We start from the raw sequence: 21,432 nt of genomic DNA, 5'->3' as shown, positions 1-21,432 counted from the left end.
GTGCCAGCCAGCAACAGCGCGGAACCGGCTTTGCCGGGCCGCAGCTGTTGTCCCCTGCAGGGGAGAGGCCGCTACGCGAAGCGAGAAGGCAACAGGGGGGTGGTTACTTGCCCTGTATGGGAGAGGCCGTTACGCGCAGCGAAAAGGCAACAGGGAGTGTTTATTTTTTTATGGTCATCCACTTGAAGAACATGAAGTTGTCGGCCAGCTGGACCAGCTCGATCTTCTTGCTGGTGCCCCAGGCCAGCGACTGCTGGTGCAGCGGCAGGTGGCCGACGTCGGCATTGTGGATGTCGAAGGCTTCCTTGATCATCGCGTTGCGCTTGGTCTTGTCGGTTTCGGACTGGATCTTCTTGGTCAGTTCATCGACCTTGGGGTTGCAATACGCGCCCAGGTTGAACTGGCCGGCGCCCTTGTCGTCCACGCAGGCGACCAGTGCATTGAGCGCGTTGTGCGCGTCATAGGTGGCCGGCGTCCAGCCCAGCAGGTAAAAACTGGTGTCGCGGCGCAGCACCTTGGGGAAGTAGGTGCCCTTGGTTTCGGCCTGCAGGTTGATCTTCACGTTGATGCGCGACAGGTTGGCGGCCACGGCCTGGCAGATGCGGCTGTCGTTCACGTAGCGGTCGTTCGGGCAGTTCATGGCCACTTCAAAACCGTTGGGGTAGCCTGCCTCGACCATCAGTTTCTTCGCTGCTTCCGGGTCGTAGGGCAGGCGCTTGTTCTGCTCAGCCTGGAAGCCGTTGATGCCGGGGCCTATCAGAAGCGCCGTCGGGCTGGAGGCGCCGCGCATCACGGTCTTTTTGATGCCGTCGATGTCGATAGCTTGGTAAAACGCCTGGCGCACGCGCTTGTCTTTGAACGGGTTCTTGCCCTTGATGTTCGAATACAGCAACTCATCGCGTTTCTGGTCCATGCCCAGGAACACGGTGCGCATTTCCGGGCCGACCAGCACCTTGGTGCCGGCGTTGCCGTTGACGCGTTCGATATCCTGCACCGGCACCGGTTCCATCACGTCGACCTCGCCCGACAGCAGGGCGGCGACGCGGGTCGCGTCGTTGCCGATGGGGGTGTAGATCACTTCCTGGACGTTGCCGTCAATCTTGCCCCAGTAGGTGCCGTTGCGGACAAAGGTGGTGCGCACATTGGGCTGGCGCTCGCGTACACGGTAGGGGCCGGTGCCGTTTGCGCGGAAGGACGCCGCGTTTTCGATGCCCTTGCGGCGGTCCACCGGCCGGGTCGCCTGGTTGGTCTCGCACCACTTCTTGCTCATCATGTAGACCAGCGAGATCACGTCCGGCAGGATGGGGAAGGGCGTCTTGGTTTCGATTTCGACCACATGGTCGTTGATCTTGCGCACTTCCTTGAAGTCGTTGGTGTAGCTTTTCATGTCCGAGCCCTCGGCCTGGGTGCGGTTGAAGCTGAACACCACGTCGTCGGCCGTGAACGGCGTGCCGTCATGGAATTGCACGCCCTTGCGCAATTCGAAGCGCCAGACAGTCGGCGAGGTCTGCTTCCACGAGGTGGCCAGGCCCGGGGCCAGGCTCAGGTCCTTGTTGCGGATTACCAGGCCCTCGTAGGCATTGCCGGTCACGCTGAGCTGCAGCGATTCGTTGAGCGAATGCGGGTCCATGGACAGCGAGTCGCCCTGGTTGGCGACCCTCAGGGTCTGCGCGGATGCGACAAAGCTGGTGGCCGCGAAGGCGCACAGCAGGCTGGCCGAGAGCAGTTTGGACTTGAATTTCATCGGGAACTCCTGGTGGAAGGGATGAGGGCTTGCGGGGTAAAAACGGAAAAAAAAGCGGAGGAAAAGGGTGCGGACTGAGGTGTCAGTGGCCCGCCGCGTTGCCGACGCGCAGCCTGGGGTCCACCGCGAAGTACAGCAGGTCGACGACCAGGTTGATGATGACAAAAATCAGCGCGATCAGGCACAGGTAGGCCGCCATCACCGGGATGTCGGCGAAGGTCACCGCCTGGATGAACAGCAGGCCCATGCCGGGCCACTGGAACACGGTCTCGGTGATGATGGCGAAGGCGATCAGGCCGCCCAGCTGCAGCCCGGTGATGGTCATCACCGGGACCAGCGTGTTGCGGAGCGCGTGGCCGAAGTGGATGACGCGGTCGGGCAGGCCGCGGGCGCGCGCGAACTTGATGTAGTCGGTGCGCAGCACTTCCAGCATTTCCGCGCGCACCAGCCGCATGATCAGCGTGAGCTGGAACACCGCCAGCGTTACGGCCGGCAGCACGATGTGGTGCCAGCCGTCGGCCTTGAAGAGGCCGGTGCTCCACCAGCCGATCTGCACGGTTTCGCCGCGGCCGAAACTCGGGAACCAGCCCAGGCCCACGGCGAACACCAGGATCAGCAGGATGCCGATCAGGAAGGTCGGCAGCGATACGCCCAGCAGCGAAATCGTCATGAACACCTGGCTCAGGAAACTGCCGCGGCGCAGCGCCGAATACACGCCCATGGGGATGCCGATCAGCAACGCCATCAAGGCCGCCACCAGGGCCAGCTCCAGCGTCGCGGGAAAGCGTTCGGCGATCAGGCGCGAGACCTTGGCGCCCTGGCGCAGGCTCAGGCCGAATTCGCCCTGCGCGGCATTCACGAGGAAATGCCAGAACTGCACGATGAAGGGCCGGTCCAGGCCGAGGTCGGCGCGCAGTTGGGTGATCTGGGCGGGGGAGGCATCCTGCCCCAGCAGGAACACCACCGGATCGCCGACATACTGGAACAGCATGAAGGCGATCAGTGCGACCACGACCATCACGATCACGGCCTGGATCAGGCGGCGCAGAATAAAAGCAAGCATCGGCCAAAGAAAAAAGTATCGGGCGATACTAGCAGAGCAATTGCTATGCCGACACAGGGGTTTACTTTAGGGTTAAAGAAACTGCGTAGGCCCCGCACTTGCCCTGAATCGGGCTTTTCACTGCCCTTTTAAGGTGCCGCGCGCCTCTTTGCGGCGCGATGGGCGCTAAAGCCGTTGCAGCTTTTTTCGCACCAGGTGGATATTGGCGCGCAGCGCATACAGCTCGTCGGCATAGGACAGCGGCACCGTGATCTTTTCGGCCCGGCGTTCCAGGTCGTTGAGTTCTTCCAGCAGGGCCTGGTTTTTGGCGCTGTTGCGATCGCCATCGCCGTTGCCGTCCACCCGGTTTTCGATGTCGCGCAGCCGGCCGTACCAGCGGAAGATGCGCGAACGCACGCGAAAGGCGTAAAGCGGCGGGATGATGCGCGACAGCGGCAGCATGATGGCGATGATGATGCCCATCACCAGCCACATGCGCTCGACCAGGTTGGCCACCCAGAAGGGGAGGTAGCGCTGCAGCACCGGCGTGCCGTTCTTGATGGCGCGCTCGGCTTCCTTGGAAATGGGCAGCTCGCTGTTGTCGCGGTTGGGGTATTCGCGGGCATTCTTGAACCAGCCGGCCCCGCCGTGGATGTCGTTGCCCGCCTGGGCCAGCAGCTGCTGCAGGGCGGGGTGGGTGCCGGTGCGCGTGATCAGCGAAGTGGTGGACGCCACCAGCCGCACGTCGTCGGGCGGGATGTTGCCGGCCAGGTCCACTACGCCGCGCGGCAGGCGCGTGGGCGTCAGGAAGGCAAAACGCCGGGAATAGGCCTCGCTCTGGGCGAAGTTCATCAGTTTCACGCCGGGCGTCTGCAGCAGCATCTGCACCATCAGCGACTCGGGCGCGGACGCGAACACGATGGCGTCCAGCTCGCCGCCCAGGAAGGCAACGGTGGCGGGCGTCTGCTCCAGCCGGGACAGTTTCAGCGTCGCGGCGTCAATGCGGTTGCTGTCCAGCAGTTTGGCCATCAGGCTGGGAACGCCGCTGCCGGGCGTACCCACGTTGACGCGCAGGCCTTGCAACTGCGTGAGCGATGCCAGGCTGGCGTCCTCCATCGGGTCTGCTTTGGCCGGTCGGCCGCCCGGATTCTTGGCCGCCCGCGCCGCAGCGGCCACCTTGCGCGCGGCGTCCTCGCGGTAGAACAGCCAGAGCGGCTCCACAAACAGGCTGCCGAGAGATGTCAGATCTTCCTCGTCCTGCTCTGTGTAGTCGCTGGTGCCGCCCTGGACAAAACCCACGTCGACCTTGCCTTCGCGCAGCAACTGCAGGTTGGCGGCCGAGCCCTCCGAGGGCTGCAGGACCACCTGGATGCCCTCGGCCGCCAGGGCCCTGGCGTAGCGTTTGCCGAATTCCTCATACGCGCTTTGCGCCGGGCCGGTGGCCAGCGTCACGCGCTTGGGCGGGTTCGGGTCCAGCCACCAGTAGGCCAGCGCCAGCAATGCGATGGCCAGCAGGATGAACGGGCCTGCGGAGACCCACAGGTCGCGCAGCGACAGCAGGGTGTAGCGTATGGTTTTGGACATGCGGGCAACCTTATCACGCTGGCGCAACGTGCTTATTCCACCCTTTTTTCAATCGCGGTCACCGTGAACCGGCCGTCCGCCTTACCGGTGTGGAAGCCAAAGCAGGGTGAGCAGGGCTTGTTTCAGATGTTTCATGAGGAATCCTTTCAGTTCACCGACTCATGCCCTGGCCTATGGATAGGGCGCCGGCAGGGGAATGGCCGCATGGCCGAAAATGGCGAATTGGACGTGAATTTTCTTTTTTGATTTTCAGGGGATCAGGCATTGAAGCTTTTGGCACGCTCTTTGAGCCCGGGTGTCGCGGCCGCGCTGGCATCGGCTTTGCTGTTCGGTGCGGGGACGCCGCTGGCCAAATGGCTGCTCGGCGAGATGAGTCCCTGGATGCTGGCCGGGCTTTTGTACCTGGGATCCGGCCTGGGCCTGTTCGTGTATCGCCGGATGCGGGGCGCCGCCCGCCCGCGCCTGGCCCCCGGCGAGATGCGCTGGCTGGCCGCCGCGGTGCTGTGCGGCGGCGGCATCGCGCCGGTGCTGTTGATGTACGGGCTGTCGGCCATGCCTTCCAGTCACGCCGCCTTGCTGCTCAATGCCGAAGCGGTGTTGACGGCGGTGCTGGCATGGATGGTGTTCAAGGAGAACGTCGATAGGCGGATCGCGCTGGGCATGGCCGCCATCGTGGCGGGCGCGCTGCTGCTCAGCTGGCCCCAGTCGGATCCATCTGATCCATCAACGTCCACATTTACCTTGCTGTGGCCGGCATCCGCGGTGCTGCTGGCGTGTTTTTTCTGGGCCCTGGACAACAACTTCACGCGAAAGGTGTCGCTGACGGATGCTTCATGGATTGCCTGCGTGAAAGGGCTGGCTGCAGGCGTCACGAACCTGTTGCTCGCTTTCCTGGTGGGGGCGGCGTTGCCGGGTCCTGGGAAAACAGCCATCGCCATGGGGGTCGGCCTGCTGGCCTACGGTGTGAGCCTGGCACTTTTTGTCGTCGGCTTGCGGCACTTGGGGACTTCACGGGCCGGCGCGTACTTCTCGACCGCGCCTTTTGTCGGGGCGCTGTTTTCCGTGGTGTTTCTGGCGGAGCCCGTCAGCTGGAAACTGCTGGCGGCCGCCGCGCTGATGGCGTACGGTATCTGGCTGCACCTGACCGAGCACCACGCGCATGTGCACACGCATGAAGTCCTGGAGCATGAACACGCGCACACGCACGACGAGCACCATACGCACGACCATACACCCGCGGTCGCGGGAACGCATTCGCATCCCCACAGGCATGAGCCCGTGACCCACAGCCATGCCCATTACCCGGACGTCCATCATCGCCACGGCCATGATGGCGGCCGTTAACCAACGGAGCTGGATCGCCCGGCAGCTTCAGGTTTTTTGAAGCTGCAGCCGGGCCTTGTCCAGCCACAGTTGCAGGCTGTCCAGCAAGTCCCCACGGCTGAAGGAGCAGCTTTCTTCGGTGAACAGCGCGCTGGACTCGAGCCGGTTCAGCAGCTGTGACAACACCTCACCAAAACGTTCGGGCAGGGCGGTCGCCAGGCTTGCCTGCTGCATCGCGAGCTGCGAAAAAGCGGCCACGCCCAGGGTGTCGTCGCGCAATTGCCGCAGGGCGATTTGCAGTGCGTCGAGCTGGTCCTGGGCTGTCATGGTTCGATTGCAGGAAAAGGTCTAGGCGGCCGCCGATGCCGTCACGCGCGACGGCATGCGGTCAAACACCAGGGTCAGCATGGCCAGCAGGCCGAAGGGCACGCCCACCCAGCCCAGTTGCGCAAAGCCCACCTGATCCAGCAGCGCGCCGCTGATCACCGCGCCCAGCGCCGTGCCCACGTAGAGCATGGAGCCGTTGAGGCTCAGCAGCAGCGGCGCCTGCGCCGGCGAGAGGCTGGCCAGCCGGCTTTGCTGCGGCGCCATCAGGCCGAAGCCCGCGATGCCCCAGGCCACCAGCACGGCCATGGTGGCCGGCACATTGCCGCGCGTGAGCGGCAGCAGGCACATCATCGCGACCAGCACGGCCAGCTGCACGCGCAGGGTGCGCAGCGCGCCGAAGCGGTCCGTCGCCCAGCCGCCCATCAGCGTGCCTCCCACACCGGCCAGGCCGAAGACGGCAAGCGTGGCCGAGAGTTGCGCCGAATTCATGGGGTTGAGCGCCTGCAGCACCGGCCCGACATAGGCAAACACGCTGAAGATGGCGATGAAGTACAGCAAGGTGCGGCCCCACACGCGCAGCACCGCGCCCTGGCGCGCGGCGGCCCGGAAGCCCGCGAAGCTGGTGCCGGCGCTGGCCATGTTGGCGGGAATCAGCCAGCTGGCCGCGACCAGCGCCGTCAGGCTTGCCGCCGCCGACAGCCACACCGGCACGCGCCAGCCGAACTCAAAACCCAGCCAGGCGCCTATGGGCAGGCCCACGGCGTAGCTGATGCTCATGCCCAGGAAGGTGATGGACAGCGCCCGGCCGCGCAGCGCGGGCACCACCATGCTGACGGCCAGCGCCGAGGCGGCGGCGGTGAACATGGCGCCAGCACCCATCAGCACGCGGCCCAGCAGCAGCAAGGGCAGGTTGGGCGCCAGGGCGCACACCAGGCAGCCCGCCGTGAACAGCGCCAGCGCCAGTTGCACCGCGCGTTTGCGGGGCCAGCCGGCCGTGAAGATGATGAGCAGCGGCGCCAGCACGGCGGTGGCCACGGCATAGGCCGTCATGGCCTGGCCGGCAGCCGCCACGCTGATGCCCAGCGAGAGGCTCATGGGCTGCAGGATGCCGCCCAGCACAAAGGCGCCGCTGCCTATGACCAGGTTGCACAGGGCGAAAAAATACAGGATGGGGGGCATGGTGTTCATCAAGGCGGCGTCGGGTCGGCGGGACAGCGCAAGTCGCCCAGGGGTGGCGGGCGCTAGCAGCGATCAAATCAGGAGCGGGTCAGTCTGTCCCCGCCATTGTGCGGGAAGCGGCCCGACCCTGCAGGGCCGGGGGCAAGTTGACGCCAAAAAAAGCCAGGCCTGGGCAAGCCATGGCCCTTTGACGCGCAGCTTTGGTGCGCTTTGCAGAGCCCCGAAGCCGGCCGGGGCGAGCTGGTCGCCCGTGCTTACTGGATCATGCCGAGGAACTGCTTGAGCTCGGCGGTCTGTGGGTTGGAGAACACCTCGTCGGGCGGACCGATCTCGTGCACGCGCCCCTGGTGCATAAAGACCACGCGGTCGCAGACCTTGCGGGCGAAATTCATCTCGTGCGTCACCATCAACAGCGTCATGCCCTCGGCGGCCAGGCTTTCCACCACCTGCAACACCTCGCCCACAAGTTCCGGGTCCAGCGCCGAGGTGATCTCGTCGCACAGCAGCACCGAAGGCTGCATGGCCAGCGCGCGCGCGATCGCCACGCGCTGCTGCTGCCCGCCCGAAAGCTGGTCGGGCCAGGATTCGAATTTTTCGGCCAGGCCCACGCGCTGCAGCAACGCGCGCGCATGCTCGGCGGCGGGGGCGCCGGCCGTCTTCTTGACCAGCGTGGGTGCCAGCATGATGTTCTTGCCGACCGTCAGGTGCGGGAACAGGTTGAAGCTCTGGAAGATCATGCCCACGCGCTGGCGCAGCTCGCGCATGACCTGCGGGTTGTCGTGCAGCAGGTGTTTGCCGTCCACGCGCAGCGTGCCGCTCTGGAAGACTTCCAGCCCGTTGATGCAGCGCAGCAGCGTGCTTTTGCCCGAGCCGCTTTTGCCGATGATGGCGATCACTTCGCCGGCCTTGACTTCCAGGTCTATGCCTTTCAAGACCTCATTGGTACCGAAGCTTTTGCGCAACTGGTTGATTTCGACCAGTGTCCTGTCGGCCGTGGCGGGGGATGGGATAGCTGTGGCGTTAGGGTTAGCGTCCATTTCTGGCTTTCCTCTCAAGCTTGCGGGCATACAGGGATATGGGGAAACACAGCGCGAAGTACATCAGCGCGACGCAGCTGTACACCACAAAAGGTTTGAAGGTGGCGTTGGTGATCATGGTGCCGGCCTTGGTCAGCTCGATGAAACCGATCACCGAGGCCAGCGCCGTGCCTTTGACTACCTGCACCAGGAAGCCGACAGTCGGCGGCACGGCGATGCGCACGGCCTGCGGCAGCACGATGTAGCGCAACTGCTCGCCGAAGTTGAGCGCCAGGCTTTGCGCGGCTTCCCACTGGCCCTTGGGGATCGCGTCGACACAGCCGCGCCAGATCTCGGCCAGGTAGGCGCTGGTGTAAAGCGTGAGCGCCACCGCGGCCGCCACCCAGGCCGGCACGTTGATGCCGAAGAGCGCCAGGCCGAAGTAGGCCAGGAAGAGCTGCATCAGCAGCGGCGTACCCTGAAACAGCAGCACATAGCCGTCGAGCGCGCGGCGTGCGATGCGCGCCGCTTTCTGCGCGCCCGGCACTGCGCGCGTGGCCGACAGCCGGCCCACCAGCAACAGCGCGCCGACAATGCCGCCGCCGATGAAGGCGACCAGCGAGAGAACGATGGTCCAGCGCGCCGCCAGCAGCAGGTTGCGGAAGATGTCCCAGACGGTGAATTCGATCATCGCAATTCCTTTGGATGTAGCGACGGGTAATGAGTGGCCATGGGGGCTTTCCACTCAGCAGGGGCCGCGGAACCGGCTTTGCCGGGCCGCAGGCGCAGCGCCCCCTCGGGGGGCAGAGAGCTACACGCAGTGAGCGAACGTGGGGGCATGTTTATCGACCGAACAGGAACTTCGGCCCCGCCCAGTTGAGAAGTTTGCGGACCGCGACCGACAGCACCAAATAAATCAGCGTGGCAATGATGAAAGCCTCAAACGCCCTGAAGTTGCGGCCCTGGATCAAGTTGGCGGCGTAAGACAGCTCTTGCGTGGAGATCTGCCCGCAGACGGCCGAGCCCAGCATCACGATGATGATCTGGCTCACCATGGCCGGCCAGACCTTCTTGAGCGCTGGCGGCAGCACCACGCGGGTGTAGATTTGCACCCGGTTGAGCGCCAGGCTTTCGGCCGCCTCGACCTGCCCGCGCGGCGTGGCTTCAACGCCGGCGCGGATGATCTCGGTGGCGTAGGCCGACAGGTTGATCACCATGGCCAGCACCGAGGCGGTTTCGGGCGAAAGCTTGAAGCCCGCGGCCGGCAGGCCGAAGAAGATAAAAAACAGCTGCACGATAAAAGGCGTGTTGCGAATCAACTCGACGTAAGCGCCCACCACCCAGCGCAGCCAGGTCGGCCCGCTGGCACGCGCCCAGGCAAAGCCCATGCCCATGAATACGCCCAGCACCGACGAGATCGCCGTCAGGCCCAGCGTCCAAGCGACGCCGATGGCCAACAGCGGCCATTGGCTTAATACGGCCATGAAATCAAGCTCGACACGCATGGGTCACATCCTTTGAAAGATCACCGTCGGTTCTTCCCTACCAGCAGCCGCCGTGGAACCGGCTTCGCCGGGCCACCAGCGGCGCCCCCTGCAAGGGGGGAGGCGGTTACGCGAAGCGAACCGCAACGGGGGTGTACAACTTACTGCGGCAAATCACCGGCGGGACGACCGAGCCACTTCATGGCCAGTTTGTCGAGGTCGCCTGATTTCTTGCCCTCGGCGATGATTTCGTTGACTTTCAGGCGCAGCTTGTCTTCGCCCTTGCCGACCCCGATGAAGTTGGGCGAGTCTTTCAGCAACAGCTTGTATTCGGTGTTGAGTTGCGGGTTCTTGGCCATCATGTTGCCTGCGACCGACGCGCCGGTAGCGATCAGCTGCACCTGGCCGGCGGTGTAGGCCGACACCGTGGTGTTGTTGTCTTCAAAGCGCTTGATGTCCGTGCCGGCAGGCGCGACCTTGCTCAATTCCTGGTCTTCCAGGGCGGCGCGGGTCACGCTGATGGTTTTGCCGTTGAGGTCGGCAAACGATTTGATGCTCATGCTCTTGGGGCCGAAGACGGCCTGGAAGAAAGGGGTGTAGGCGGCGGTGAAGTCGATGACTTTTTCGCGCTCCGGGGTTTTGCCCAGCGTGGAGATCACCAGGTCGGCCTTCTTGGTTTGCAGGTAGGCGATGCGGTTGGCGCTGGTCACGGGCACGAGTTCAATCTTGACGCCGAGTTTTTGCGCGATGTAGCCGGCCATCTCCACGTCCAGGCCCTGGGGCTTGAGGTCGGTGCCGACCATGCCGTAAGGCGGGAAGTCGGTCGGGATGGCGATCTTGATTTCCTTGGCCTTCATGATGTCGTCCAGCGCGGTTTGCGCATGGGCGCCGGAGGCGGCCAGCACGGCGGCTGCGGCGAGGGCGAAAGAGAAAACGCGTTTGCTGGACTTCATAGCAGGGCTCCAAGGTAGGTTGAGGAATCGTCTGGGGTTTTGGCCGAGGCACGGCCGGGCTTGCGAACACGGGAAGGCGGGGAAGACGCCGGTTTTTCGGCCGGGGCTTGCGCGGCCAGGGGGCTCAGCGCGCTGCGCAGTTGTGCCAGCGGATCGCCGCCGCCCGCCTGCAGCTTGAGCGCGGCCTGCACGCTGCCGATGTGCGCCTGCATGAGTTTTTCGGCTTTCGCCAGGTCGCCTTTTTCCAGCGCCTGCACGATGAGCACATGCTCTTCGCAGGACTGCGCCGCGTCGTGCGAGGACTGGTAAAGCATGGCGATCAGGGTGGTGCGCGCGGTGAAGTCGCGCAGGGTGTCGGCCAGCAGGCTGTTGCCCAGGCATTCAGCCAGGCACACGTGGAAGTCGCCCAGCAAAAAGCTGCGCAGGCCCACGTCGTCGCCCTTGATGGCGGCTTTTTCGCGGGTCAGATGGCTTTTGAGCTGCTTGATGGCGGCCTTGCTGACGTCGGTGGTGCAGCGGATCAGGCCCATCTCGATCACGCGGCGCGCCTCAAAGGCCTCGCGCGCTTCTTCCTGGGAGGGTTCGATCACATACCAACCGCGCCGGCTGCTGACAGTGACGATGCCACGCACCGCCAGCCGGGTCAGGGCTTCGCGGACGATGGTGCGGCTGCAGTCAAACAGCAGCGCGAGCTGCTGCTCGCCCAGTCGCGAGCCGGGCGCAAGCTTTTGCGCCATCACGGCTTCGATGATGCGATTGCTGATGTCGGGGGCGGTGGCCATGCACAAGCCAGTGCATATCCCGTGCCAACCCCTTTGTCTGGTTCAGCCAACTGGTATACAAGTTTTGCGCACCTGACTGGCGTGCCGGCGCACCGCCTTGTGGCTTTGTGGTGGCCGGGTGCACCACAAAGGGGAATATGGGGCCGGGTGGCTGCGTCATTTGTCATCTGCATTTATCCGCAGATTACGCAGATTTACACAGATTGAAGAGACGGCGTTTGTACTCAAGACTTCATCCTCACACCCTACGCCGGCTGCATGACTTTTCATCAAGATTGTCTTATCTGTGTAAATCTGCGTAATCTGCGGATATAAATTCTTCCTTAGATGATGATGCGGCTTGAAAACCGGACACTCACATTGTTGGGACAGATTGCTGACACGGGTCGCTCACGCGACAGTGATTTATACGGAGCTTCCCGGATGTGGCCGGCCCGGACTCGGGGTAGGCTGGGGCCCCAAGTCAGCACTTGCCTGGAGCCCTTCTTGATTCCTGATTCCGATACCGGCCAGGCCGTTCCCGCCGCGAACCCGCACACGCTGCACCACCAGGTCTGGCCCAAACGCCTGCCGCACAGCATCACGCCGCCGGCCACCTCGCTGTGGCACAACCTCGCGGTCAGCGCGCTGCGTTTCCCCGACAAGCCGGCGCTGGTCTTCTTCAACCGCGTACTCAGCTATGCCGAAGTGATGCGGCAAGCCGAACGCCTGGCCGCCACACTGCACAGCCTGGGCGTGCGCAGCGGCGATCGCGTGGTGCTCAACATGCAGAACTGCCCGCAGTGGGTGATCGCGCACTTTGCGATCCTGCGCGCCAACGCCGTGGTGGTGCCGGTCAACCCGATGAACCGGGCCGAGGAGCTCAAGCACTACATCACCGACCCCGATGCGAAAGTCGCCATCATCGCGGCCGACCTGGCCGGCGAATTGGCCAAAGCCAACGCGCAGCTGGAACCCGGCGAGCGGCTGGCGCACATGGTGGTCACGCACTACAGCGACGCCTTTGACATCGCCGCGGAAGGCGAGGGCGACGCGGCCATGCCGCCGGCCTGGCGCGACTGGCTGGGCACGCGCCATGCGCCGCCGGTGCTAGCAGGCGTCGGCGTGATGGACTGGGCCGATGCGACGGCGGGTACCGCGCAAGAGGCAGGAGAGCTACCCCCGCACACCGCCACGCCGCAAGACCTGGCCGTGCTGCCCTACACCAGCGGCACCACCGGCCTGCCCAAGGGCTGCATGCACACCCATGCCAGCATCATGCACAACGCGGTGGCCAGCTGCCTGTGGGGCGGCAGCACCTTCGAGAACGTGACGCTGTCCGTGGTGCCCATGTTCCATATCACCGGCATGGTGTCGGTGATGCATGCGTCCATCTACGGCAGCGCGACGCTGGTCATCATGCCGCGCTGGGACCGTGAACTGGCTGGGCGGCTGATCTCGCGCTGGCGGGTGACGCACTGGACCAACATCCCGACCATGGTGATAGACCTGCTGGCCAGCCCGAACTTTGCCGAATTCGATCTGAGCAGCCTGGTCTATATAGGCGGTGGCGGCGCGGCCATGCCGCAGGCCGTGGCCCAGCGCCTCTGGGAGCAATACGGCCTGCGTTTTGCCGAAGGCTACGGCCTTACGGAAACCGCCGCGCCCTCGCACAGCAACCCCTATGACGCCACCAAGCAGCAATGCCTGGGCGTGCCCTTCGTGAGCTGCGACGCGCGCGTGATCGATCCGCTCACGCTCAAGGAAGTGCCGCGGGGCGAGCAGGGTGAAATCGTCATGAGCGGGCCGCAGGTGTTCCAGGGCTACTGGAAGCGCCCCGACGCGACGGAGCAGGCTTTTATCGAACTCGACGGCAAGCGCTTCTTCCGCTCCGGCGACCTGGGCCGCGTGGACGAGCAGGGCTACTTCTTCATCACTGACCGGCTCAAGCGCATGATCAACGCCTCGGGCTTCAAGGTCTGGCCGGCCGAGGTCGAGGCGCTGATGTTCAAGCACCCGGCCATCCAGGAAGCCTGCGTGATCTCGACCCGCGACGCCTACCGCGGCGAAACCGTCAAGGCCGTGGTGGTGCTGCGCCCCGCCGCCAGGGGAAATACCAGCGAGGAAGACATCATCAGCTGGTGCCGGGATAACATGGCGGCATACAAATACCCGCGCGTGGTGCAGTTTGTCGATGCGCTGCCCAAAAGCGGCTCGGGCAAGGTCATGTGGCGCGCGCTGCAGGAAGCCGAGAAGCCCTGAACCTCCCGGCCGCCGCGCCTTGTTTCCGGAGAGTCCGTTTGAAAATCACGATTGGCGCGTAGCACCATGGCCAAAACCCCACCCGCTCCGTCCCCCGCGCAAGACCCGGAAGACAAGCCGCTGTTCGGCTGGCGCCTGCGCCTTTACACCATCATCTTCGAGGCCGACACCCGCGCGGGGCGCTGGTTCGACAAGGCGCTGATCGCCCTGATCCTGGTCAGCATCGCCGTGGTCATGGCCGACAGCGTGCAGGCCATCCATGCCTCGCACGGACGCGCTTTCGCGGTGGTCGAATGGGTCTTCACGCTGCTGTTCACCGCCGAGTACATCGCGCGGCTGGCCTGCGTGCGCAAGCCGCTGCAGTACGCCACCAGCTTTTTCGGCATCATCGACCTGGTCGCCGTGCTGCCGACCTACCTGGCTCTGTTCTTTCCGGAGCTGCATGCCCTCATCGACGTGCGCGTGCTGCGGCTGCTGCGCGTGTTCCGGATCTTCAAGCTCGCGGCCTATGTGGCCGAGTACCAGTCCCTGGGCCGGGCCCTCGCCGCCAGCGGCCGCAAGATACTGGTCTTCCTGTCGGCCGTGGTGATGATGGTGCTGGTCATGGGCACCGTGATGTACGTGGTCGAAGGGCCGTCCAACGGCTTCACCAGCATCCCGACCTCGGTCTACTGGGCCATCAGCACCGTCACCACCGTGGGCTTTGGCGACATCACGCCCAAGACCGACCTGGGCCGGCTGATTTCGTCTTTCATGATGCTGCTGGGTTGGGGCATCCTGGCCGTGCCGACCGGCATCGTGACGGCCGAGATGGCGGCCGAGCGGCGCCTGCAGCACCTCGCCCTGCCCACCACGCGCACCTGCCATGAATGCCTGACCGAAGGCCACCTGCCCGAGGCGGACTTCTGCTTTCATTGCGGTGCGAAGCTGCCGGTGTACCAGCATCAAGGCCAGCACCAGGATGCCAGGGCCGAGCCTTCCCGGGCGCCTTAGTTTTCCTATTCGCCTGCCGTCAGCCGCCGCGGCGTGATCTCTACCGATCCGAGCCCAGTGCTCATCCAAACCGTGCCGTCCTGCACCGTCACCTGCAACTGCATGCTGCGTTCGGCGAGCTTGGCCAGCGCCTGGCTTTCGGCCGCGTCTATCTGCCAGACCACGAGGTTGGCGGCGCGGGTGAGTTTGGTCTCGATGTTTTTCCACCAGACCGGCGTGCTGCTCGCGAAGCTGTAGACGCTGACGCGCTCGGCCCGGCCCGCGGCTTTCATCAGGCGCTTGTCGTCGGGCTGGCCGACGTCGATCCAGTGCAGGATCTGCTCGGTGTAGTCCTTGTGCCAGAGCGCGGCCTCGTCCACGTCCCATAAATCCTTGGCGAATTCGAGGTTGCCTTTCTTGTCGTCGGCCGGCACATTGAGCGCGAAGGCCAGCAGGCGGATCATCATGCGCTCATCGGCCTCCGAGGGGTGGCGCGCAATCGTGACGCTGTGGTCGGCGTAGATATTGCGGTCCATGTCGGATAACGCAAGCTGGGCTTTGTAGATAGTGGCTTTGAGTGCCATAGGGATGTACTTCTTTATCTCGGGTCTGGACGGGAACTAACCCTCTATTGGAACAGAGCCCGCAGTGCCGCCGGCGAAACCCCCGTCAAGCGCGGTTTATCGGCGCTGGCTATAGTCACCCGACCATGATCTCCCTCTCCGTCCTCGACCAGTCCGTCGCCGTCACCGGCCGCACGGAAGACGCCTCCATTCGTGAAACCCTGCAACTGGCCCGCCACTGCGAAGCGCTGGGCTACCGCCGCTTCTGGGTCAGCGAGCACCACAGCCATCCCAGCATCGTGGGCTCGGCGCCCGAGGTACTGATGGCCGCGATTGCTGCCACCACCAGCCGCATCCGTGTGGGCAGCGCCGGCGTGATGCTGCCGCACTATGCGGCGCTCAAGGTGGCGGAGCAGTTCCGCGTGCTGGAAGCGATTGCGCCGGGCCGCATCGACCTGGGCGTGGGCCGCGCGCCGGGATCGGACATGCGCACGGCGCGGCTGCTCAGCAGCGACCCGCGCCAGTCGGCCGAGAACTTTCCCATCCAGGTGCGCGAGCTGCAGGCCTGGCTGGCTGGTATTGATTTGCCTGAAGGCCACCCGGGCCGCGGCGTGACGGCCAACCCCATGGGGCCGAGCACACCCGAGATGTGGATGCTCGGCAGCTCCGATTACGGCGCACAGCTGGCCGCCCACTACGGCCTGCCTTATGCGTTCGCTTACTTCATCACCGACGGGCAGGGTGCCGAACAGGCGCTGGAGCTCTACCGCGCCAATTACCGCCCCAGCCCGCGCCACCCCACGCAGCAAGCCGTGCTCTGCGTCTGGGCGCTGGCGGCCGACACCGAGGCGGAGGCCTGGCACCATTTTTCGGGCCGCGAGCGCTGGAAGATAGACCGCAACCGCGGCGCGCTGGCGGCCCTGCCTTCGCCCGAAGAGGTGGCGTTGCGGCCCTACACACCGGCCGAGCAGCCAGAGGTCGACAGACTCAGGGCGAATGCGCTGGTCGGCAGCGGCCCGCAGGTCGCCGCCAAATTGCGGGCCTTGGCTAATACACTGGAGGTTGAAGAGCTGGTGGTGATCACCTGGGCGCACGACCCCGCCGCCCGCCGCCGCTCTTACGAACTGCTGGCCCGCGAGTTTTTCTGAGACCCCGGGCGGCGACCCACAATGATTGAGACAAGGAAAGAATCCCATGACAACGCCTTCCGCACGGCCGCTTTTCAGCGCCACCATCGCCGGCAGCCTGCCCAAACCCGCCTGGCTCTCCGAAACCAACAAGCTCTGGCCGCAATGGAAGGCCGAAGGCGATGAACTCAAGCAGGCCAAGGCCGACGCCACCTTGTTGTGGATCAAGGCGCAAGAAGACGCGGGCCTGGACGTGATCGGCGACGGCGAGCAGTCGCGCCAGCATTTTGTGCACGGCTTTCTCGAGCAGATCGAAGGCATCGACTTCGAGCACAAGGTCAAGATGGGCATACGCAACAACCGCTACGACGCCATGGTGCCGCAGGTAGTGGCCGCGCTCAAGCTCAAGGGGCGCGTGCATGCCGCCGAAGCGCGCCTGCTGCGCGCGCACACCGATAAAAAAATCAAGTTCACCCTGCCGGGCCCCATGACCATCGTCGACACCGTGGCCGACCAGTTCTACGGCGACAAGGTCAAGATGGCCATGGCCTTTGCCGAGCTGCTGAACCAGGAAGCGCTGGCCTTGCAGGCCGACGGCGTGGACATCATCCAGTTCGACGAGCCGGCCTTCAACGTCTATATGAAGGAAGCCGCCGATTGGGGCGTGAAGGCGCTGGAGCGCGCTGCGCAGGACCTCACCTGCACGACGGCCGTGCACATTTGCTACGGCTACGGCATCAAGGCCAACACCGACTGGAAGGCCTCGCTGGGCGAGGAGTGGCGGCAGTATGAAACCGTGTTCCCAGCGCTGGCCAAAAGCACCATCCGCCAGGTCAGCCTGGAGTGCTACCACTCGCACGTGCCGCCGCACCTGATGGCGCTGCTTGACGGCAAGGACGTGATGGTCGGCGTCATCGACGTGGCCAGCGACGAGATTGAAACGCCCGAGCAGGTGGCCGACACCATCGGTAAGGCGCTGCAGTACGTGCCCAAGAACCGTTTGCTGCCCTGCACCAACTGCGGCCTGGCGCCCATGGACCGGGAAGTGGCGCTCAAGAAACTGCAGGCTTTGGCGCAGGGCGCTGCGCTGGCACGCGAGCGCTACAAGTAAGCCTTATTCGGCATCGAGCAAGGCCAGGCACAGCCGTTCCATCTGGCGCGCCCATTCAAGGCTTTCTGCCTCGCTGAGACCTATCAGCAAGCCGTAGCGGCGTCCGCCCCAGACCGCCAGGTGCATGGCCTGGATTGCGTCGGCGGAAGGCCGCTTCGGCAGGTCGGTGCAAGCGTCAAAGACCCGCGTCCACGCGGCCAGCAATTCCTCGTGCACGCGCCGGTGGTGCTTGCCCTCGGCAATGCCGGTTTCGAGTGCCAGCATGCCGGCGTCAAACCAGGGCAGCTCGGGCGTGTCGGCGCCACAGGCCAGACGCACCAGCGCGCGCAGCCGCTGCTCCGCGCTGAGCCTGGGCGGGGTGACCGCCTGCTGTTCAATCGCCTGCAGCAGCTGCTCCATGCAGTGCCGTACATAACCCGACAGCAGAGCGGCCTTGTTGGGGAAATAGTCGTACAGCGTGCCGATAGCCACGCCGGTTTCCAGTGCGACCGCCCGTGTGCTCACGCCGTCCCAGCCGTCCCGCCGCCAAATCCGAACAAAGGCGTCGTAAATCGCCTGCACGGTGAACACCGCCCTGGCCTGCGTGGGGCGTTTGAGGGGCTTGGCGGCCGGTGGTTTTCCGAACCCGGCAGGAGGGCGGCGGCTATACATTGGTCATCACTCACCGATCAATTTTCCAAAGAAGGAAAGAAGACGCCATGAACAATCCGGCCCTGCTGACGCGGCTGCTCACGCGCAAAAATGCATTGAATCACACCCGGGTGGACCAGCAACAGCGCCCAGGCGACACCGCGGGCGAGGCCGTCCTGAAAATCCGGCGCGTGGCCGTCACCACCAACAACATCACTTATGCGGCCTTTGGCGATGCCATGCAGTACTGGGATTTTTTCCCGACCGGCGAGGCGGACTGGGGCCATATGCCGGTGTGGGGATTTGCCAACGTGGAAAGCTCCAGCGTGCCGGGTGTAGAGGTGGGTGAGCGCTTTTACGGCTACTTCCCCATCGCCAGCCACTTGCGTGTGCGACCCGAGCGTGTGACCGAGCGCGGCTTTTACGATGGCGCCGCGCACCGCAAAACCCTGACTTCGGCCTACAACCAGTACATGCGCTGCAGCGCCGACGCGGCTTACCGTCCGGAAGATGAAAACTACCAGATGCTGGTGCGCCCGCTGTTCATCACGTCGTTCATGCTGGCGGATTTCCTGCAGGACAACGCATTTTTTGGCGCGGAACAGCTCGTGTTCTCCAGCGCTTCGAGCAAGACCGGCTATGGCACGGCTTTTTGCCTGAGGGCCTTTCCGCAGATCAAGCGGATCGCGCTGACCTCGGCGCGCAACAAGGGCTTTGTCGAAGCCTTGGGCTGTTACGGCGAAGTGGCGAGTTATGAAGAGTTGCCGAAGCTGGACCGCGGCACGCCCACGCTGTATGTGGATTTTTCGGGCGACGAGAGCCTGCGCATTGCCGTGCACACGCATTTCGGCGAATCGCTGGTCTATGACTGCTATGCGGGTTCGGCGCAGAACACGCAGTTCCTGCGGCCGCTGGACATGCCGGGCCCCGAGCCGAGGTTTTACTTCGCGCCGGTGCAGATCCGCAAGCGCAACGCAGACTGGGGCCATGCCGTCGTCAACCAGCGTTTTAACGAAGCGCAGCTGGCGTTTATCCGCCGCGTCAGCGATACGGACCGGCCCTGGATGCAACTGCGCGAGCACCATGGTTTCGAGGCGGCGCAGGCCTTGATTGACGACATGCACGGCGGGCGCATGGACCCGCAGCAAGGGCATGTGGTGGTCCTGGACTGAATGCGCGCGGCTGGTGTACGCTGGCGGCATGAGCAACGATCCCACGCTTCCGCACCACCCGCACGACCACGACCATTCCCATGGCCCCGGGCACACGCATCCCCATGCCGAAGGCCAGGTCGACCCGCCGTGGAAACATGACGGCGTGCGCGTGATCGCGGGCAACCAGCTTGACAGCAACACCGCGCAGACGCCGGGCATGGACAGGCGTGCCGCGATCAACTTCGCCCGGGTAGGCGCGCAAAAACTGTGGGCCGGCACCGTCACCATCCATGCCGATGCCAAGACCGGCGCCCACCACCACGGCCACCTGGAAAGCGTGATCTATGTGATTCGCGGAAAAGCCCGCATGCGCTGGGGCGAGCGCCTGGAGTTCACCGCCGAGGCTGGGCCGGGTGACTTCATTTATGTGCCGCCCTATGTGCCGCACCAGGAAATCAACGCCAGCCCGACCGAGGTGCTGGAGTGCGTGCTGTGCCGCAGCGACGGCGAAGCGGTGGCCGTCAACCTCGACATCGAACCGGTCGAAAAACCCGATACCGTGCTCTGGGTGGACCCGACACACCCCCATGGCGGCGTGTAAAGCGCCGGTCAAGCCCTGGTGAGGCGGTCATAAAGCCGCGTTGATGTGCGGAAAACTGCACGGTTTTTGCAAGACGCGGAAAGCTTTCCTTACGAATGTCACCTCGTCCTACAGGATGTATCAAACGGCTTGGTTACAACTGGGGCTCACACAGAAGGAGTCCATCATGGATACCAACAACCAAGTCGTTAATGCCCCCGCTTCCCAACCGGGCCACCCGGGTCTTGCCCAGCGCCTGCAACACAGCAAGGCCCTTGTCGCCATCATCGCCGTGCTCGGCGTGACCGTCATGGCGCTGGCCGCAGCGCTGGTCGTCAACCGCTCCGACGCGCAGCCGGGTGTATCGGATTACGCCCCCGCCAATGAGCCCGCCAAGGTTGCCAAACTGGCAGATTCGCCCAAACCGCAAGCCGCCAAGCCGCACACCACCCCGACCGTCGTCGCGCAAGCCTCGCCACGCGCCAATGTCTGCGCGGCCTGCGGAACGGTGGAAGCCGTGACGCCGGTGCAACGCCAGGGCAAGGTCAACGGCGTGGATGTCGGCAACACCACCATCGGCCTGGGCACCGTCGCCGGCGGCGTGGTCGGCGGCCTGCTGGGCAACCAGGTGGGCGGCGGCAACGGCAAGACCGCCATGACCGTCCTGGGTGTCGCCGGCGGCGCCTTTGCCGGCAACCAGATCGAAAAGAACATGAAAAAGGTCACCGTCTACGAAGTGCGCGTGCGCATGGACGACGGCACGGTCCGCAACATGGAGCTGTCCAGCGCCGTGGCCGTGGGCGCCAAGGTGATTGTTGAGGGCAAGAATCTCCGTCTGGCCTAAATAGAGCCCCCACGTTCGCTCACTTCGTGTAGCTCTCTGCACCCCGGGGGGGCGCTGCGCCTGCGGTCTGGCAAAGCCAGTCCCGCGGCCCCTGCTGGTGAAGAGGGGGTTCCCTCGGAGCGCTGCGCCTGTGGCCCGGCAAGCCGGTTCCGCGGCCCCTGCTTGATGAAAGAGCATCGTCGCGCACGAACTGCTCCTAGAAAAGAAAGAAGACACCCCATGAAAGCACCCAAACCATTCCTGCTGGCCGGTTTTGTCGCGGCCCTGACCCTGTCGGGTGGCGCGGCCATGGCCGCTGGCCCTTATGCCACCGCCACCGTCGAAGGTGCGCTGTCGCCCGGTGTTTACGGCCGCATTGAAATCGGCAACGCGCCGCCCCCGCCGCTGGTCTATGCGCAGCCTGTCATCATCCAGCGCCCGGCGGTGGTGGTGCAGCAGCCGCCGATGTACCTGCACGTGCCTCCCGGCCATGCCAAAAAATGGTCCAAGCATTGCGCAAAGTACAACGCCTGCGGCCAGCCGGTGTACTTCGTGAAAGTCCAGGGCGATGAGGACTACGAGCGCGGCAAGCACAAGAAGAACAAGCACAAGGGGCACGGCGATGACCACGGCCGTGGCGAGAAGCACGGCAAGGGCCACGACTGACGGCCGGGCCCTCCACGCCTGCTCCCCCACGTAAATGCCGGTGCCCGTCACCGGCATTTTTTTGGCCGCCTTCCAGCCGGATTGCGCGCGGGCGGCGAGAATAAACCCCGGGTCCGCAGGGCCTCCTGCCG

The 21,432-nt window shown here is 64.6% G+C and carries 21 protein-coding genes; 9 read left to right on the top strand and 12 right to left on the bottom strand.

Going from position 1 to position 21,432, the window contains the following annotated elements:
* Positions 1–160 precede the first annotated feature (160 nt).
* From AC1D1F_RS19810 to AC1D1F_RS19800, 3 genes are all read right to left on the bottom strand, one after another.
* Entirely contained in the window at positions 161–1,744 is a 1,584-nt protein-coding gene (locus AC1D1F_RS19810; protein WP_477696702.1) for an ABC transporter substrate-binding protein, read from the bottom strand.
* An 82-nt stretch (positions 1,745–1,826) separates the two neighbouring features.
* The gene (locus AC1D1F_RS19805) at positions 1,827–2,807 is read right to left on the bottom strand and encodes an ABC transporter permease (RefSeq protein ID WP_477696703.1); all 981 of its coding nucleotides are present in this window, start codon (positions 2,805–2,807) and stop codon (positions 1,827–1,829) included.
* Positions 2,808–2,972: 165 nt separating this feature from the next.
* Positions 2,973–4,370: a TAXI family TRAP transporter solute-binding subunit gene (locus AC1D1F_RS19800; RefSeq protein WP_477678598.1), complete on the bottom strand. Its 1,398-nt coding sequence runs from the start codon at positions 4,368–4,370 to the stop codon at positions 2,973–2,975.
* Positions 4,371–4,643: 273 nt separating this feature from the next.
* Here AC1D1F_RS19800 and AC1D1F_RS19795 point away from each other — a divergent pair, with 273 nt between their 5' ends.
* Positions 4,644–5,714 carry a DMT family transporter gene (locus AC1D1F_RS19795; protein WP_477678599.1) on the top strand — a complete coding sequence of 357 codons (1,071 nt, stop codon included), beginning with the start codon at positions 4,644–4,646 and terminating at the stop codon, positions 5,712–5,714.
* Positions 5,715–5,741: 27 nt separating this feature from the next.
* Here the strand turns inward: AC1D1F_RS19795 and AC1D1F_RS19790 are convergent, their stop codons facing one another.
* The 7 genes from AC1D1F_RS19790 to AC1D1F_RS19760 all read right to left on the bottom strand — a co-directional run bounded on the left by AC1D1F_RS19790 (position 5,742) and on the right by AC1D1F_RS19760 (position 11,434).
* Entirely contained in the window at positions 5,742–6,020 is a 279-nt protein-coding gene (locus tag AC1D1F_RS19790; RefSeq protein ID WP_477678600.1) for a hypothetical protein, read from the bottom strand.
* A 21-nt stretch (positions 6,021–6,041) separates the two neighbouring features.
* Positions 6,042–7,208: an MFS transporter gene (locus AC1D1F_RS19785; RefSeq protein WP_477696704.1), complete on the bottom strand. Its 1,167-nt coding sequence runs from the start codon at positions 7,206–7,208 to the stop codon at positions 6,042–6,044.
* Between the two features lie 245 nt (positions 7,209–7,453).
* A complete protein-coding gene (locus AC1D1F_RS19780; protein WP_477700808.1) occupies positions 7,454–8,236 on the bottom strand; it encodes an amino acid ABC transporter ATP-binding protein in 783 nt (260 codons plus the stop codon).
* Positions 8,226–8,906: an amino acid ABC transporter permease gene (locus AC1D1F_RS19775; protein ID WP_477677273.1), complete on the bottom strand. Its 681-nt coding sequence runs from the start codon at positions 8,904–8,906 to the stop codon at positions 8,226–8,228. The genes AC1D1F_RS19780 and AC1D1F_RS19775 overlap by 11 nt, the downstream gene beginning before the upstream one ends.
* A gap of 151 nt (positions 8,907–9,057) precedes the next feature.
* Positions 9,058–9,720, bottom strand: a complete 663-nt coding sequence (locus AC1D1F_RS19770) for an amino acid ABC transporter permease (RefSeq protein WP_477677272.1) — start codon at positions 9,718–9,720, stop codon at positions 9,058–9,060.
* A 140-nt stretch (positions 9,721–9,860) separates the two neighbouring features.
* Positions 9,861–10,652 carry a transporter substrate-binding domain-containing protein gene (locus AC1D1F_RS19765; protein ID WP_477677271.1) on the bottom strand — a complete coding sequence of 264 codons (792 nt, stop codon included), beginning with the start codon at positions 10,650–10,652 and terminating at the stop codon, positions 9,861–9,863.
* Complete coding sequence (locus tag AC1D1F_RS19760) at positions 10,649–11,434, bottom strand: GntR family transcriptional regulator (protein WP_477677270.1); 786 nt, start codon at positions 11,432–11,434, stop codon at positions 10,649–10,651. Before AC1D1F_RS19760 ends, AC1D1F_RS19765 begins: the two co-directional genes overlap by 4 nt.
* Positions 11,435–11,920: 486 nt before the next feature.
* Here AC1D1F_RS19760 and AC1D1F_RS19755 point away from each other — a divergent pair, with 486 nt between their 5' ends.
* Both AC1D1F_RS19755 and AC1D1F_RS19750 read left to right on the top strand, forming a co-directional pair.
* On the top strand, positions 11,921–13,675 hold the full coding sequence (locus AC1D1F_RS19755) for a long-chain fatty acid--CoA ligase (protein ID WP_477677269.1): 1,755 nt from the start codon (positions 11,921–11,923) through the stop codon (positions 13,673–13,675).
* A 66-nt stretch (positions 13,676–13,741) separates the two neighbouring features.
* A complete protein-coding gene (locus AC1D1F_RS19750; protein WP_477677268.1) occupies positions 13,742–14,668 on the top strand; it encodes an ion transporter in 927 nt (308 codons plus the stop codon).
* A 5-nt stretch (positions 14,669–14,673) separates the two neighbouring features.
* On the opposite strand, the gene AC1D1F_RS19745 is transcribed toward AC1D1F_RS19750, so the two are convergent.
* Positions 14,674–15,231 (bottom strand): YaeQ family protein, encoded by a 558-nt coding sequence (locus AC1D1F_RS19745; protein ID WP_477677267.1) that lies wholly within the window; start codon positions 15,229–15,231, stop codon positions 14,674–14,676.
* Between the two features lie 128 nt (positions 15,232–15,359).
* On the opposite strand from AC1D1F_RS19745, the gene AC1D1F_RS19740 reads away from it, so the two are divergent.
* Both AC1D1F_RS19740 and AC1D1F_RS19735 read left to right on the top strand, forming a co-directional pair.
* On the top strand, positions 15,360–16,358 hold the full coding sequence (locus AC1D1F_RS19740; RefSeq protein ID WP_477655289.1) for an LLM class flavin-dependent oxidoreductase: 999 nt from the start codon (positions 15,360–15,362) through the stop codon (positions 16,356–16,358).
* 46 nt (positions 16,359–16,404) lie between these two features.
* On the top strand, positions 16,405–17,448 hold the full coding sequence (locus AC1D1F_RS19735; RefSeq protein WP_477655259.1) for a methionine synthase: 1,044 nt from the start codon (positions 16,405–16,407) through the stop codon (positions 17,446–17,448).
* 3 nt (positions 17,449–17,451) lie between these two features.
* Here AC1D1F_RS19735 and AC1D1F_RS19730 read toward each other — a convergent pair whose 3' ends face one another.
* Positions 17,452–18,099, bottom strand: coding sequence for a TetR/AcrR family transcriptional regulator (locus tag AC1D1F_RS19730; protein WP_477677266.1), 648 nt, complete (start codon positions 18,097–18,099; stop codon positions 17,452–17,454).
* Between the two features lie 47 nt (positions 18,100–18,146).
* Between AC1D1F_RS19730 and AC1D1F_RS19725 the strand changes: the two genes are divergently transcribed.
* From AC1D1F_RS19725 to AC1D1F_RS19710, 4 genes are all read left to right on the top strand, one after another.
* Positions 18,147–19,250: a DUF2855 family protein gene (locus AC1D1F_RS19725; RefSeq protein WP_477677265.1), complete on the top strand. Its 1,104-nt coding sequence runs from the start codon at positions 18,147–18,149 to the stop codon at positions 19,248–19,250.
* Between the two features lie 28 nt (positions 19,251–19,278).
* On the top strand, positions 19,279–19,833 hold the full coding sequence (locus AC1D1F_RS19720) for a cupin domain-containing protein (protein WP_477697495.1): 555 nt from the start codon (positions 19,279–19,281) through the stop codon (positions 19,831–19,833).
* A 166-nt stretch (positions 19,834–19,999) separates the two neighbouring features.
* Positions 20,000–20,656 (top strand): glycine zipper 2TM domain-containing protein, encoded by a 657-nt coding sequence (locus tag AC1D1F_RS19715; protein WP_477679184.1) that lies wholly within the window; start codon positions 20,000–20,002, stop codon positions 20,654–20,656.
* Between the two features lie 219 nt (positions 20,657–20,875).
* A complete protein-coding gene (locus tag AC1D1F_RS19710; protein WP_477679183.1) occupies positions 20,876–21,301 on the top strand; it encodes a hypothetical protein in 426 nt (141 codons plus the stop codon).
* Positions 21,302–21,432 lie beyond the last annotated feature (131 nt).

This window comes from Polaromonas sp. P1_H6 (genome assembly GCF_056405195.1).
The sequence above is the reverse complement of the archived record's forward strand: the minus strand, read 5'-3'. Positions and strand labels throughout refer to the sequence as shown.

Bases quoted from the DNA above. Each gene is read 5' to 3' on its own strand.
- AC1D1F_RS19810 (WP_477696702.1), bottom strand. From the start codon at position 1,744: ATGAAATTCAAGTCCAAACTGCTCTCGGCCAGCCTGCTGTGCGCCTTC.
- AC1D1F_RS19805 (WP_477696703.1), bottom strand. From the start codon at position 2,807: ATGCTTGCTTTTATTCTGCGCCGCCTGATCCAGGCCGTGATCGTGATG.
- AC1D1F_RS19800 (WP_477678598.1), bottom strand. From the start codon at position 4,370: ATGTCCAAAACCATACGCTACACCCTGCTGTCGCTGCGCGACCTGTGG.
- AC1D1F_RS19790 (WP_477678600.1), bottom strand. From the start codon at position 6,020: ATGACAGCCCAGGACCAGCTCGACGCACTGCAAATCGCCCTGCGGCAA.
- AC1D1F_RS19785 (WP_477696704.1), bottom strand. From the start codon at position 7,208: ATGAACACCATGCCCCCCATCCTGTATTTTTTCGCCCTGTGCAACCTG.
- AC1D1F_RS19780 (WP_477700808.1), bottom strand. From the start codon at position 8,236: ATGGACGCTAACCCTAACGCCACAGCTATCCCATCCCCCGCCACGGCC.
- AC1D1F_RS19775 (WP_477677273.1), bottom strand. From the start codon at position 8,906: ATGATCGAATTCACCGTCTGGGACATCTTCCGCAACCTGCTGCTGGCG.
- AC1D1F_RS19770 (WP_477677272.1), bottom strand. From the start codon at position 9,720: ATGCGTGTCGAGCTTGATTTCATGGCCGTATTAAGCCAATGGCCGCTG.
- AC1D1F_RS19765 (WP_477677271.1), bottom strand. From the start codon at position 10,652: ATGAAGTCCAGCAAACGCGTTTTCTCTTTCGCCCTCGCCGCAGCCGCC.
- AC1D1F_RS19760 (WP_477677270.1), bottom strand. From the start codon at position 11,434: ATGGCCACCGCCCCCGACATCAGCAATCGCATCATCGAAGCCGTGATG.
- AC1D1F_RS19750 (WP_477677268.1), top strand. From the start codon at position 13,742: ATGGCCAAAACCCCACCCGCTCCGTCCCCCGCGCAAGACCCGGAAGAC.
- AC1D1F_RS19745 (WP_477677267.1), bottom strand. From the start codon at position 15,231: ATGGCACTCAAAGCCACTATCTACAAAGCCCAGCTTGCGTTATCCGAC.
- AC1D1F_RS19735 (WP_477655259.1), top strand. From the start codon at position 16,405: ATGACAACGCCTTCCGCACGGCCGCTTTTCAGCGCCACCATCGCCGGC.
- AC1D1F_RS19730 (WP_477677266.1), bottom strand. From the start codon at position 18,099: ATGTATAGCCGCCGCCCTCCTGCCGGGTTCGGAAAACCACCGGCCGCC.
- AC1D1F_RS19725 (WP_477677265.1), top strand. From the start codon at position 18,147: ATGAACAATCCGGCCCTGCTGACGCGGCTGCTCACGCGCAAAAATGCA.
- AC1D1F_RS19720 (WP_477697495.1), top strand. From the start codon at position 19,279: ATGAGCAACGATCCCACGCTTCCGCACCACCCGCACGACCACGACCAT.
- AC1D1F_RS19715 (WP_477679184.1), top strand. From the start codon at position 20,000: ATGGATACCAACAACCAAGTCGTTAATGCCCCCGCTTCCCAACCGGGC.
- AC1D1F_RS19710 (WP_477679183.1), top strand. From the start codon at position 20,876: ATGAAAGCACCCAAACCATTCCTGCTGGCCGGTTTTGTCGCGGCCCTG.